Source organism: Kitasatospora sp. NPDC093102 (genome assembly GCF_040683915.1).
Lineage (GTDB): Bacteria > Actinomycetota > Actinomycetes > Streptomycetales > Streptomycetaceae > Kitasatospora.
The window spans coordinates 60,898-73,713 of the sequence record NZ_JBFBFA010000027.1 but is presented as its reverse complement, the minus strand read 5'-3'; the positions used below and the strand labels follow the sequence as shown (position 1 = coordinate 73,713).

At 74.2% G+C, this 12,816-nt stretch carries 10 protein-coding genes; 7 read left to right on the top strand and 3 right to left on the bottom strand.

From position 1 onward, the window contains the following. Positions 1-185: 185 nt before the first annotated feature. The 7 genes from ald (at position 186) to AB0O11_RS27145 (ending at position 8,199) form a co-directional block, all read left to right on the top strand. Positions 186-1,301 (top strand): alanine dehydrogenase, encoded by a 1,116-nt coding sequence (ald, locus tag AB0O11_RS27175; RefSeq protein WP_224284826.1) that lies wholly within the window; start codon positions 186-188, stop codon positions 1,299-1,301. A gap of 326 nt (positions 1,302-1,627) precedes the next feature. Continuing rightward, entirely contained in the window at positions 1,628-2,794 is a 1,167-nt protein-coding gene (locus AB0O11_RS27170) for a ParA family protein (RefSeq protein WP_224284825.1), read from the top strand. 41 nt (positions 2,795-2,835) lie between these two features. Beyond that, the gene (locus tag AB0O11_RS27165; protein ID WP_363392022.1) at positions 2,836-3,417 is read left to right on the top strand and encodes a hypothetical protein; all 582 of its coding nucleotides are present in this window, start codon (positions 2,836-2,838) and stop codon (positions 3,415-3,417) included. A 57-nt stretch (positions 3,418-3,474) separates the two neighbouring features. Next, positions 3,475-4,737: a segregation/condensation protein A gene (locus AB0O11_RS27160; protein ID WP_363392020.1), complete on the top strand. Its 1,263-nt coding sequence runs from the start codon at positions 3,475-3,477 to the stop codon at positions 4,735-4,737. Between the two features lie 287 nt (positions 4,738-5,024). Continuing rightward, positions 5,025-5,618, top strand: a complete 594-nt coding sequence (locus AB0O11_RS27155) for an SMC-Scp complex subunit ScpB (protein ID WP_363392050.1) — start codon at positions 5,025-5,027, stop codon at positions 5,616-5,618. 62 nt (positions 5,619-5,680) lie between these two features. Beyond that, positions 5,681-6,898 carry a pseudouridine synthase gene (locus AB0O11_RS27150; RefSeq protein WP_363392018.1) on the top strand — a complete coding sequence of 406 codons (1,218 nt, stop codon included), beginning with the start codon at positions 5,681-5,683 and terminating at the stop codon, positions 6,896-6,898. 293 nt (positions 6,899-7,191) lie between these two features. Then, the gene (locus AB0O11_RS27145; RefSeq protein WP_363392016.1) at positions 7,192-8,199 is read left to right on the top strand and encodes a helix-turn-helix domain-containing protein; all 1,008 of its coding nucleotides are present in this window, start codon (positions 7,192-7,194) and stop codon (positions 8,197-8,199) included. A gap of 225 nt (positions 8,200-8,424) precedes the next feature. Here the strand turns inward: AB0O11_RS27145 and AB0O11_RS27140 are convergent, their stop codons facing one another. The 3 genes from AB0O11_RS27140 to AB0O11_RS27130 all read right to left on the bottom strand — a co-directional run bounded on the left by AB0O11_RS27140 (position 8,425) and on the right by AB0O11_RS27130 (position 12,629). Next, entirely contained in the window at positions 8,425-8,787 is a 363-nt protein-coding gene (locus tag AB0O11_RS27140) for a DUF952 domain-containing protein (RefSeq protein WP_363392014.1), read from the bottom strand. 86 nt (positions 8,788-8,873) lie between these two features. Beyond that, positions 8,874-10,421, bottom strand: a complete 1,548-nt coding sequence (locus AB0O11_RS27135) for a mucoidy inhibitor MuiA family protein (protein ID WP_363392013.1) — start codon at positions 10,419-10,421, stop codon at positions 8,874-8,876. A gap of 3 nt (positions 10,422-10,424) precedes the next feature. After that, positions 10,425-12,629, bottom strand: a complete 2,205-nt coding sequence (locus AB0O11_RS27130; RefSeq protein WP_363392011.1) for a DUF4139 domain-containing protein — start codon at positions 12,627-12,629, stop codon at positions 10,425-10,427. Positions 12,630-12,816: the final 187 nt, after the last annotated feature.

Genomic DNA, 12,816 nt, shown 5'->3' with positions numbered 1-12,816 from the left:
ACCTGCCAATGCGTGCGGGAAAATTATTCACTTTGGAAGGCTGACACGCCGACTGGGCTTCATTACACTCGAACTCAGTCGCGCAGCGATCCCCGCCCCGGGCTGTCCCGGAGGCTTCCCCACGTGCGCGTCGCCCACCGGTCTTCTCCGGTCGGGACCCCCATGGCAAGAGGACGTGTTTAGCCGTGAAGGTCGGCATCCCCCGCGAGGTCAAGAACCACGAGTACCGCGTGGCCATCACGCCCGCCGGCGTGCATGAGCTGGTCCGCAACGGACACGAGGTCTACATCGAGGACAACGCCGGTGTCGGCTCCTCGATCCCGAACGAGGAGTACGTGGCCGCCGGCGCCACCATCCTCGACACCGCCGACGAGGTGTGGGCCACCGCCGACCTGCTGCTGAAGGTCAAGGAGCCCATCGCCTCGGAGTACCACCGGCTGCGCAAGGGCCAGACCCTTTTCACGTACCTGCACCTGGCGGCCGACCGGGCCGGTACCGACGCGCTGATCGCCTCGGGCACCACCGCCATCGCGTACGAGACCGTGCAGCTGTCGAACGGCGCGCTGCCGCTGCTCGCCCCGATGTCCGAGGTCGCGGGCCGCCTGGCCCCGCAGGTCGGCTCGTACCACCTGATGCGCCCGGCCGGCGGCCGCGGCACCCTGCCGGGCGGCGTGCCCGGCACCCACCCGGCCAAGGCCGTCGTCATCGGCGGTGGCGTCTCCGGCTGGCACGCGGCCACCATCGCCGTCGGCATGGGTTACGAGGTGACCCTGCTGGACCGCGACATCAACAAGCTGCGCGAGGCCGACCGCATCTTCGGCACCAAGGTCAAGACCATCGTGTCGAACGCCTTCGAGCTGGAGAAGGCCGTCGTGGAGGCCGACCTGGTCGTCGGTGCTGTGCTGATCCCGGGCGCCAAGGCCCCGAAGCTGGTCACCAACGAGCTGGTCTCCCGCATGAAGCCGGGCTCCGTGCTGGTCGACATCGCCATCGACCAGGGCGGCTGCTTCGAGGACTCGCACGCCACCACGCACGACGACCCGACCTTCAAGGTCCACAACTCGGTCTTCTACTGCGTGGCCAACATGCCGGGCGCCGTCCCGAACACCTCCACCTACGCGCTGACCAACGCCACCCTGCCGTACGTGCTGGAGCTGGCCAACCGCGGGTGGAAGGAGGCGCTGCGCCGCGACGCCGCGCTCGCCAAGGGCCTGAACGTGCACGAGGGCCAGATCACCTTCCCGGCCGTGGCCGAGGCCTTCGGCCTGGAGTCGGTCTCGCTGGAGAACGTGCTCGCCTGAACCCCCTGACCGCCCGGCGGTCGTTCGCCCCCGACCCGATCCCCTCGGGCCGGGGGCTTCGCCATGCCCGTGAACAGCGGGTTGACCGGGTAGGTCGCTCTGTCGTCAATATTTGTCGGTCATGTCACCCGCCCGCAGAAACGTTGGGGCCGGTGACCCTCCCATCCCTTGACAGCAGCCCGCTCGATAGTCGACACATCCTGCCCACTACCGTGGATTGTGTTGCTGCGAACGCCTTGAACGGCCTAGAGTCGCAAACCGTCGGCATGCTGCCACGCTGACGAATCGACATAGAGTCCTGGATGCCCAAGGAGGTAAGACGACTTGTGAATGAGTCGACAATTGCTCCCGGGGGTGGTCAGCCAGGACTGGCGGAGCTCACCGCCGGCCAGCCGAGTGAGGAGCCCGGGGCCCGGCAGCCCTCCGTGGGCTCGGCCGAGGTCGGCTCGGTCGCACTCCGTACTTTCGAAGCACGCCAGAACACAGCACAGGTGACCACGGTGACCGATCACGACGCCGACTTGGCGGCCTACGGCCTGGCCTACGGCGAGTTCGCCTACGGCGCCTACGACGACCCGGACGCCGAGTACGAGCCGGACCCGGAGTACGCCGCCACGCTGGCCCCCGACGCCGCGCGTCAGCGCCGCGAGCGGGTCGGCCCGACCGGCCGTCCGCTGCCGTACTTCCCGATCCCCGCGCCGGTTGCCGAGCACGGCCCCGCCCAGATCATCGCCATGTGCAACCAGAAGGGCGGCGTCGGCAAGACCACGTCGACCATCAACCTGGGTGCGGCGCTGGCCGAGTACGGCCGCCGGGTGCTGCTCGTCGACTTCGACCCGCAGGGCGCGCTCTCGGTCGGCCTCGGCGTCAACCCGATGGAGCTCGACGTCACCGTCTACAACCTGCTCATGGAGCGGGGCCTGACGGCCGATGAAGTGCTGCTGAAGACCGCGGTCCCGGGGATGGACCTGCTGCCCTCCAACATCGACCTCTCCGCCGCCGAGGTGCAGCTGGTCAGCGAGGTGGCCCGGGAGTCCGCGCTGGCGCGCGCCCTGAAGCCGCTGCTGCCCGACTACGACTACGTCATCATCGACTGCCAGCCCTCGCTGGGCCTGCTGACGGTCAACGCGCTGACGGCCGCTCACAGCGTGATCGTCCCGCTCGAGTGCGAGTTCTTCGCGCTGCGCGGTGTGGCGCTGCTGACCGAGACCATCGAGAAGGTGTGCGAGCGGCTCAACCCCGACCTGCGCCTGGACGGCATCCTGGCCACCATGTACGACTCGCGCACCGTGCACAGCCGCGAGGTGCTGGCGCGCGTCGTCGAGGCGTTCGGCGAGCACGTCTTCCACACCGTCATCGGGCGGACCGTGCGCTTCCCGGAGACCACCGTCGCCGGCGAGCCCATCACGACGTACGCGACCAACTCGGTCGGTGCCGCCGCCTACCGCCAGCTCGCCAGGGAGGTGCTCGACCGGTGCCGCCCCGCCGAGTGAGTCTCCCGGGTGCCGACGAGCTGTTCCGGACCACGGGAGGGATGGCGCTGTCGCCCTCCCTCGCGCCGCGTCCGGCCGCCGAGGCATCCAGACCGGAGACCGCGCGGACCGTCAACGGCCAACCGGACGGCGCCGAGGGCGCCGAGTCCGCCCAGGGCGCCCAGGACGACCGGCAGGTGACGCCGGAGCAGCAGGCGGCCGCCACGGTGCCGGCGCCTGCTCAGCCGCCCGCGCAGCGGCCCGGCACGGCCCCCGGGCTCGCACCCGCCGCAGGCGCGGCCGGGAAGACCGTCTCGGGCGGCCGCGGTGCCGGTTCCGCCCCGGCGGCCCGGACGCACCAGGGTGCCGCCGAGGAGCAGCCCGGTGCCGCCGGCCGCGCCCGGTCGCGGGGCCGCGCGCCGCGCCGGCCCAGCGGGCGTGAGCGGCACGACGAGAAGATCACTGTCTACGTGTCCGCCGAGGAGCTCATGGACCTGGAGCACACCCGGCTGGTGCTGCGCGGTGAGCACGGCCTGGCCGTGGACCGCGGGCGGATCGTCCGGGAGGCCATCGCGGTCGTCCTGGCGGACCTGGAGCAGCGCGGCGAGGCCTCGATCCTGGTCCGGCGGCTGCGCGGCCGGTAGGCGGCGCGGAGGACGGCCGGCTGTTCCGCCGGGCGTCGAGGGGGCCGCGGGCCCGGCGTGGGGCGGCCGCCGGAAGGGCGGCAGGGTGGCAGGGCGTGCCGGAACGGCGGTAGGACGCCGGAGGGCGCGAGCCGGGACCGGGGAGAGGCCCTGGCGGCCCGAGGGCCGTGTCGGGCGCCGGAGGGCCGCTCCGGGGCCGTGCGACCTCCTGATGGGACACCGCGGCCGGTCCGATGGGACGGGCGGAGGCCGCCGGCCGGATTCCGCGGGCACGGGCGGGGCACGGGCGGGGCGTCCGGTCGGTCGGACGGCAGCCCGGGCCGGGGCGGGCGCCGAGGGCCTCGTACGGGCCTCTGCGCGCCGGGTGGACGTCGGTCCGGGACTCGGGTGGAACGGCGTGTCGGGAGACCCCGGGGCGGGGCAGCAGGCGGGGACGGGCGAAGATGGACCGTCATGCCCAGTACCGCCGAACCAGCCGCCACCGCCGTGAGCGCGACCGAGGACCGGTCGCGGGGCGGCTTCCGGGTACGGCTGGACAACTTCGAGGGCCCCTTCGACCTGCTGCTCAGCCTGATCGCCAAGCACAAGATGGACGTCACCGAAGTGGCGCTGGCCACCGTGACGGACGAGTTCATGACGCACATCCGGGCGATGGGTCCGGACTGGGACCTGGACGCGGCGACCGAGTTCCTGGTGGTGGCCGCCACCCTGCTCGACCTCAAGGCCGCCCGGCTGCTGCCCGTGGCGGAGGTCGAGGACGAGGCGGACCTGGCCCTGCTGGAGGCCCGCGACCTGCTGTTCGCGCGGCTGCTCCAGTACCGGGCGTACAAGCGGGCGGCGGCGCTGTTCGGCGAGCGCTGGGCGGCCGAGCTGCTGCGCCGGCCTCGGACCGCCGCCCTGGAGCCCCGGTTCGCGGAGCTGCTGCCGGAGGTGGTCATCGGCATCGGGCCGCAGCGGTTCGCCGAGCTGGCGGCCAAGGCGATGGAGCCCAGACCTACGCCGATCGTCTACGTGGACCACATCCACACCCCGCCGGTGAGCGTGCGCGAGCAGGCGGGGCTGGTGGTGGGGCTGCTCACCGAGCTGGGTGAGGCCTCGTTCCAGCAGCTGGTCGAGGACGCACCGGACGACCTGGTGGTGGTCGCCCGCTTCCTGGCGCTGCTGGAGCTGTACCGGGAGCGGGTGCTCGCCTTCGAACAGCCGGAGGCGCTCGGAGAGCTGCTGGTGCGCTGGGTTGCCGAGGAGGGCCGGGTGGCGGTCGAGGTGACGGACGAGTTCGACCGGCCGGCCGGCGAGGTCGAGGAGGACGAGCGGCGATGAGCGGCGGGAACGACGGCGAGCGGCCGGTGCGGCGTCCGCTGGGGCTGCCGGGGCAGCCACGGGCCGGGGAGTGGCTGGAGCCGGCCTTCGAGCTGCTGCCGGACCCGGTGGATCCGGTGGAGCTGCCGGTGGAGCCGGCGGATCCGGTGGAACCGGCCGGGGCCGAGGCGGCGGGCGGGTCCGAGGCGGCGGAGGCGCGCGTCGTGCACCGGAAGTCGGCCCCGTCGACTTCCGGCCCCGAGGGGCCCGCCGACGCCGGGCTGCGGGCCGAGCTGGAGGCCGTCCTGATGGTCGTCGACGAGCCGGTGGCGGAGGAGCGGCTGGCCGGGGTGCTGGAGCGGCCCCGGGCCGAGGTGGCGGCCGCGCTGCGCGAGCTGTCCGCCGAGTACACGGCCCAGGGCCGCGGATTCGACCTGCGGCTGGTCGCGGGCGGCTGGCGGTTCTACAGCCGGGACACCTGTTCCGCGGCGGTCGACCGCTTCCTCCTGGACGGCCAGCAGGCCCGGCTCACCCAGGCCGCGCTGGAGACCCTGGCGGTGGTCGCCTACCGGCAGCCGGTGTCCAGATCGCGGGTTTCCGCCGTCCGCGGTGTGAACTGTGACGGCGTGATGCGTACCCTGGTACAGCGAGGACTGGTGGAAGAGGCCGGATCCGAGCCCGAAACAGGTGCGATCCTGTATCGGACGACGAACTACTTCCTGGAACGGATGGGGCTCCGCGGCCTGGACGAGCTGCCGGAGCTCGCTCCCTTCCTGCCCGAGGTCGACGACGTGGAAGCGGAGTCCCTGGAGGGCACGATGATCGCGGAGGCGGTCGCCGCCGCTGCCGCGCAGGCCGCGGACGGCAGTGGCGAGGCCGGTCGGGCCGGGCCCGATCGGTAGGGGGCGGTGAGGTCGGCCGAAACGACCGCACATCCCAGACGGAACGACGTACGGACACTTTGATGCGTAGCAGTGGCAACGGCAGGAACAGCAGCGGCGGCGGGAGCGGTCGCAGCGGACAGGGCGGGGGCCGGGGCGGCAGCTCCTACGGCGGCGGCAGCGGCCGCGGCGGCTCGGGTGCGCGTGGAGGTTCGTACGGCGGCGGCAGCGGCCGTGGCGGCTCGGGGTCGGGCTCGCGCGGCGGCTCGTACGGCCGGGACGACCGGCGCGACGACCGCCGGGACGACCGCCGCTACCCGGACCGCCCGCTGCGGCCCGAGGAGCGCAAGTACGACCGCCCCGAGTACGGCGGCGGCCCCAACGCCACCCCGGCCCGTGGCGGCTACGCCGGCCGGCGCCCCGGCCCGGCCCCGCGCCCGCGCCGTGAGGGCCAGGGCGCGCCGGGCGACCCGCGCCGCCAGCCGCAGCGCTCCCGCGAGCTCCAGGCCAAGATCGAGGACGCCGTCCTCGCCCGGCACGACAAGCCGGCCGCCAAGCTGCCCAAGACCTTCGGGGAGCCCGAGGGCGAGCGCCTTCAGAAGGTGCTGGCCCGGGCCGGCGTCGGCAGCCGCCGCGCCTGCGAGGAGCTGATCGAGCAGGGCCGGGTCGAGGTCAACGGCAAGCGCGTCACCGAGCAGGGCAAGCGGGTCGACCCGCAGAAGGACGAGATCAAGGTGGACGGCCTGACCGTCGCCACCCAGTCCTACCTGTTCTTCGCGCTGAACAAGCCAGCCGGCGTGGTCTCCACCATGGAGGACCCGGACGGCCGCCAGTGCCTGGGCGACTACGTGACCAACCGGGAGACCCGGCTGTTCCACGTCGGCCGCCTGGACACCGAGACCGAGGGCATCATCCTGCTCACCAACCACGGCGAGCTGGCCCACCGCCTCACCCACCCGCGCTACGGCGTGACCAAGACCTACCTGGCCGCGATCCAGGGCCCGATCCCGCGCGACCTGGGCAAGCAGCTGGCCCAGGGCGTGGAGCTGGAGGACGGCTACGCGCGCGCCGACAGCTTCAAGGTGGTCTCCAACGTCGGCAAGAACTACCTGGTCGAGGTGACCCTGCACGAGGGCCGCAAGCACATCGTCCGCCGGATGCTGGCCGAGGTCGGCTTCCCGGTCGAGAAGCTGGTGCGCACCCACTTCGGCCCGATCGCCCTGGGCGACCAGAAGTCGGGCTGGCTGCGCCGCCTCACCAACCCGGAGGTCGGCCAGCTGATGCGCGAGGTCGGCCTGTAGGCCCGTCCACTCCGCCGGAGCCCCGGCCGCACGTGCTGCGGCCGGGGCTCCGGCGTTCCCGGGGGACGACGGGCCGGGGCGGCGCGGGCGTCCGCGTGGGGATGTCCGCCTGCGGATGTCCACGTTTCGGACGAGTCGTGTGAGCCGGGACGCAACCGCTGGTCACGGCCTTGTCAGCGTCATGATCCGTGGCCGAGGATGGCCACCGGAGCACCACCCGCCGTGTGGCGGGACTGCGCCAGCACGGGCGCGCGGGTCGGGGCGGAAACGGGCCAACAGGGGGAGAGGACGTCGTGTCCGATGCAGCACTGGGGCGGGCCGGCGGACAGGCCCTCGGCGCACTGGGACTGGCGGAGCCGGACGGGCAGGTCTACGCGGCGCTGGTGGCCAACCCGCAGTCCACGGCGGAGGAACTGGCGGAGAGCTGCGGGCTGACGTTCCAGCAGAGCGTGCGCGCACTGGACCGGTTGGCGCAGCAGGGCATGGCCACCCGGGCGCCGGTGGACAGGCACCGGTACCTGCCGGTCCCCCCGGACGTCGCGATCGGCACCCTGATCGGCCACCGGGAGTCGGAGCTGCGCTACGCCCGGGCCGAGATGCACCGGCTGATGGACGCCTTCCGGGAGGCCTCGCGGTACACCGATCCGGCGCACTCGGTGGAGGTGCTGACCGGCGGCGAGGCGATCGCCCAACGGCTGGAGCACATCACCGAGACCAGCCAGTACCAGGTGCGCGGCTTCGACCGCCCGCCGTACATCCAGGACCCGGTGGCGCCGATGCCCCTGCAGCGGCGGCGGCTGCGCGAGGGCGTGAAGTTCCGGACGGTCTACGACCGGGAGGCGGTGGCCTGGCCGGGGCGGCTGGAGAAGAACATCCTCGTCGGCGTCGCGGACGGTGAGGAGGCGCGGGTCCGGCCGACGCTGCCGATGAAGATGATCATCTCGGACGACCGGATGGCGATCATCCCGATCAGCGTCGGTGACAGCGTGCTGGACGCCGCGTACGTGATCCACCCCTCGGCGCTGCTCCAGGCGCTGGACACGCTGTTCGAGGCGGAGTGGGAGCGGGCCGTCCGCTTGCAGGCGGCGGTCGGCACCGGGGACGCCGCGCCGGAGCCGGAGGCCGACCACCGCAAGCTGCTGGGCCTGCTGGCGGCCGGGCTCACCGACGAGTCGATCGCCCGCTCGCTCGGCTGGAGCGCCCGGACCACCCAGCGCCGGCTCCAGAGCCTGATGCGCTCGCTGGGCGCCACCACCCGCTTCCAGGCCGGGATGGCGGCCCGGGAGCGGGGGTGGCTGTAGGGAATGTTGTGACAATTCACGATGTCGCGATGGTCTGCGGCGTCGTGACCATCGGCGATGTTGTGACAATTCGCGAGGTCCGCGGGAACGGCAGGAAGCGCGGGAGCTGCCGGGACCTCGGGAACCGGGTGAACCGCGTGAATCCCGGGAACCACGTGAACCGCGTGAACCGCGTGAACCGCGTGAACCTCGGGAATTGTCATAACTTTCCTCGGTCGCGCCCCGTCAGCTCCAGGGGCTGAGTGAGGCCCAGCGGCCGTCCGGGCCGCGCTCGACCTTCTCCAGACCGACCACGGCGGTGCGGTTCAGCCGCCCGTAGATGTGCGGGAACAGCACGCCGGGGGTGGCCCCCGGCGGCGGGGCGCCGTGCGGGGCCTCCCACTTCACCATCGGCTCCACCAGCGACTCCTCGATCAGCAGCACCATCAGCGGGTCGGGGGTGTCGGCGAAGAAGGCGTTGGCCACCGCGAGCGCCGTCTGCTCGTCCGCGGAGCAGTGGATGAACCCGTCGGTGAGCAGCGACGCAGCGGCGTACGGGCGGCCGGGGTCGGCCAGCCAGTCGTCCAGGGGAGCGAGATGGAGGATCATGCTTCCTTTTCTACCCGTTGTCTCCGGTTTGGTCCTGAGCGGCCGTCACCGGTGCGGCGGTGTTCGCCGTCGGCGCGCCGCAGCGGTCAGAGCCCGGCCACCTTGGCGGAGGCGGACACCTCGTACACCAGGGTGAGGGTGTGCCGGGCGCCGGGGGCGAGCGGGACGTCCCAGCGGACGATGCCCTCGGCGTCGAAGGAGTCCGGTGCCGGCGAGCACTCCTCCTTGTGCAGCCGCACCTCGACCGCGGACACCTCGGAGACCGGCACCCGCTCGCGCACGGTGACGATCCGCTCGTCCCGTTCCTCCGGGCCGGAGAAGCGGGACAGGTGCAGCCGGACCGTCCGGGTGGTGGTCTGGCGGCCGGTGAGGCCGGCGGTGGCCTGGCGCTCCTCGGTCTCCCGGACCACCCGGTAGCCGTCCGAGCTGCCGAAGGACAGTTCGGCCTCGGCGCCGGCGGCGGTGAAGCGCAGCTCGCCGCGGCCGGTGAAGCCGCTGCCGCGGACCAGCTCGACCGGGCCGGACAGCAGCGGGTGGCCGGCCGCGTTGCGGAACCGGACCACCTGGGTGACCAGCGGGGACAGCTCGGGGGCGCTGGCGTACTCGCTGCTCGCCGGGCCGGTGAAGGCGCCCAGCGGCACCCGGTGCGCGCGGCCGTCGGAGGGCACGGTCGCAGGGGCGGGGGCGGGCAGCACCCGGACCTCGCCGCCGTCGTCCACGCCCGGCACCCGGGAGGCCGGGCCCAGGGCGGCGACCGCCTCCTCGCGCAGCTCGACCTCGACCGTGCGGCGCTCCTCGTCGGTGCGCTCACGCAGCACCAGGACGTCCTCGGCGACCGCGGGCGGGGCGGTGGCGAGGGCGGAGCGGGCGGTGGAGAAGGTGAGCCGGGCGTTCGTCCAGTCCTCGCCGGTGCGCTGCCAGACCACCGCCTCCGACTCCAGGCACAGGTCGGTGCCGTCCAGGGTCGCCCGGTAGGAGGGGCGCCACAGTGCGCAGGGCACCAGGTGGGAGACGGTCAGCTCGGCGGGGCCGGGCTGCGCCGCCTCGACGGTGAGCTCCAGGTGGGCGGTCAGCTCGGCCGGGTCCTCCTCGGCCTGGTCCAGGGCGATCAGGGCCTGCGAGCGTTCCTGCTCCAGGCGGCGCAGCCGGGAGTGGGTGGCGCGCAGCTCCTCGCCGTAGCGCTCGCGCTCGGCGTCCACCCGGCCGAGCTCCCGGGCCCAGCGGGTGGGTTCGAGCTCGCCGAGGCCGGCGCCCTCGCCGATCTCGCGCAGCAGGTCGGAGGAGAGCTGGGCGAGCAGGGCCAGCCGGGCCTCCAACCGGGCCCGGGCCTGGTCGGCCAGCCGGGTCTCGGCGTCCAGCCGGTGCAGCCGGTGGCGCAGCTCGGAGTCCTCCGGGCCGGGCGGCAGCGGGGCGCGCGGGGTCCAGCTGCGCACCAGTCGGGCGTCCAGCACGCGGATGCCGCCGGTGGTGGACTCGGCGCGCAGGGTGCGGTCGACGGCGAGGGCGGTGAGTGGGCCGAGGCGCAGCCGCTGCACGCCCGCGGCGAGGCCGACCGTCGTGGTGCGCTCGACCTGGCTGCGGTCCTCCAGGCAGGTCACGGCGGTGACGGGGAGGGGAAGGGTTTCGACGGTCATCGCTCAGTTCCTCCGGTTTCCGCCGACGATGGCCTTTCCGGCCGGGATCTTGATCAGGTAGCCACCGTCCAGCTCGGTGCGTCCGCCGGGCGGCAGGTCGACCCGCCAGAGCCGGGTGCTGGGCGGGCAGTCCGGCGTGGAGACGGTCGGGGCGTGCCAGTCGGCCCGCTCCTCGATCCGGATCTCGGCGTCGGAGGTGACCGGCACCCGCTCGCGGACCTCCACCGTGACGGCGCGTCCGAGCCGGTTCGCCAACTGGACGTGCACCCGGTGGTCGAGGACGGTGCTGTTGCCCTTCAGCATGCCGGTGGTGGACTCGTGCAGCTCGGTGCGGCGCGCCACCTCGATGCTCTCGGCGACGCCGACGCCCAGCCAGCGGGTGCCGCCGGGCGCCAGGGTGGGCAGCGCGGCGGTGAGCAGGAACTCGTCGTCCACGGTGACCTCGACCGGACCGGCCAGGACGGCCTGGTCGGTGCGGTTGGCGAGCACCAGGGTCGCGTACACCTTCTCCTCGACGGCGGGGACGGTGACGTACTCGGGGTGGACGGTGAGCGGGATCTCGCCGACGGTGACGGTGTGCCAGGTGCCGTCGGACGGGATGTCGGCGGGGGCGGCGGCGTCGAAGCGGTGGTCGAAGGAGCCGGCCGACTCGCGGGGCGGGACGGCGTGCCGGGGCAGGGTGAGGTTGCGGAGGCACGTGGCGCCGCTGCGGCCGGGCAGCGTCCCGGCCGGCTCCTCGCGCTCGATCCGCTCGCGGCGGGGGTGCAGGGTCCCACGCCGGGCGGCGGGCCCCTCGGGGCCGGCCAGGACGAGGTCGGGGTAGTCGAGCAGGGTGGCGTCCGGGGCGAGGCCGGGCCGCGGGAGCGGGGCGGCGTGGCCGACGCGGCGGCGGGCCTCCGCCGGCGGGAGGCCGCCCGGGGCCGGCGGCGGTGGTGCCGCGGCGGCCACCGGGGTCGGGACCGGTGGCGGGGCGCCGTAGCCGGCGAAGCCGCGCGGTGCGCCCGGGGCCGCGGGCATCGGTTGGTCGGCGCTCAGCAGACCGCCGCCGGACGGGCCGGTGGCGGCGGGGACGATCTGCTCGTCGGCCGCGAAGGCCTCGGCCCGGGGACCGCCCGGACGGGCACCGCCGAGGCCGGCGGAGCGGGCGACGGCAGGGGCGGGCGCCACGGCGGCGGCGATCGGGCGGTATTCGTCGCGGTGGGGAGCACGGGGCGGGGCGGGGCGGTCGGCGTGGGCCGCGTCGTAGCCGGTGAAGAGGTCGGCCAGTCCGGCCGGGGGCTCGCGCCAGCCGGAGGGCGGCGCGGCGGGCTGGCTGCGGCCGATCCGCAGCGAGGCGAGCCGGGGCAGGTCGGTGCGGCGGTCGAGGTCGGCGGTGGACAGGGCGAGGCGCACACCGGTCCAGTCCTCGCCGGTGCGCTGGGCGACGGCGGCGCGCAGGACCAGGTGGGCGGTGTCGGAGCCGGTCCGGTAGGACAGCCGGTAGGCCGGCACCCAGCGGGCGGCGGGGACCCCGTACTCCAGTTCCAGGTCGAGGTGGTCACTGCCGGGGGCGGTGCCGTCGGCGGTGGCTGCGGTGGTGAGCGTGAGCAGGACGGTGGTGCTGGTCCCGACCGGCTCGGCCCGGTCGGCGGTGGACGCCCTCTCCAGCCGGTCGGCCGCCACGTCGCGCTCGTGGTCGGCGAGTTCGAGCTCCTGGGTGAGCTCCTCGGCGTGCTGCTGGAGCCGGGCCAGCCGCTTGTCGACGAAGTCGGCGAGCTCCAGCCAGGCGTCGGCGGGCGTGCGGCGCAGTGGCTCGTCGCGGCGGCGCTGCGGCGGGACGGCGCGCAGCGCGGCGGTTTCGGCGATCGTGGCCAGGACCAGCCGGAGGCGTTCGGCGAGCGCGCTGCGGTGCTCGGTGGCCTCGTCCAACGCCCGCTTCAGGTTCGGGAGTTCGTCCGGTTCACGAAGTTCGGCGAGCAGCTCCAGCCGGGCCTCGGTGACGGCGGCTCCGGCCGGTCCGGCGAGCACCCGGGCGCGCAGCGAGCGGCCGTCCAGGGCGGCGGGCAGGCCGGTCAGCCGGAGCCGTCCGCCGGGCGGGACCGGAACGGTGGCCCGGCGGCGGCACACCGCGCCCTCGGCGTACACCACGACGGAGTCCAGGACCGACGGGTGGGCCGGTACGGCCGGCGGTTTCGACTGCCCGCTCCGGCCGCTGTGCTGATCGTCCATGCGCAACCCCTTCGTTCGCGTGTCGCCCGTTGTGTGTCGCCCGCTGTGCGGCGTTCGTCGTGCCGCGCGGGTCTGCGGCCCGCCCGCGCGCCTGCTCGGTCCGCTGTCGTGCTGTCCTGCCGTGGTCCGGTGTCTCCGTGCCGCCCACGCCTTGCCCCGGGCGGCCAGTCTGCCCGGCTCCGGGGCG

Bases quoted from the DNA above. Each gene is read 5' to 3' on its own strand.
- AB0O11_RS27140 (WP_363392014.1), bottom strand. From the start codon at position 8,787: ATGATCCTCCATCTCGCTCCCCTGGACGACTGGCTGGCCGACCCCGGC.
- AB0O11_RS27130 (WP_363392011.1), bottom strand. From the start codon at position 12,629: ATGGACGATCAGCACAGCGGCCGGAGCGGGCAGTCGAAACCGCCGGCC.
- AB0O11_RS27150 (WP_363392018.1), top strand. From the start codon at position 5,681: ATGCGTAGCAGTGGCAACGGCAGGAACAGCAGCGGCGGCGGGAGCGGT.
- AB0O11_RS27155 (WP_363392050.1), top strand. From the start codon at position 5,025: ATGGTCGTCGACGAGCCGGTGGCGGAGGAGCGGCTGGCCGGGGTGCTG.
- AB0O11_RS27135 (WP_363392013.1), bottom strand. From the start codon at position 10,421: ATGACCGTCGAAACCCTTCCCCTCCCCGTCACCGCCGTGACCTGCCTG.
- AB0O11_RS27165 (WP_363392022.1), top strand. From the start codon at position 2,836: ATGGCGCTGTCGCCCTCCCTCGCGCCGCGTCCGGCCGCCGAGGCATCC.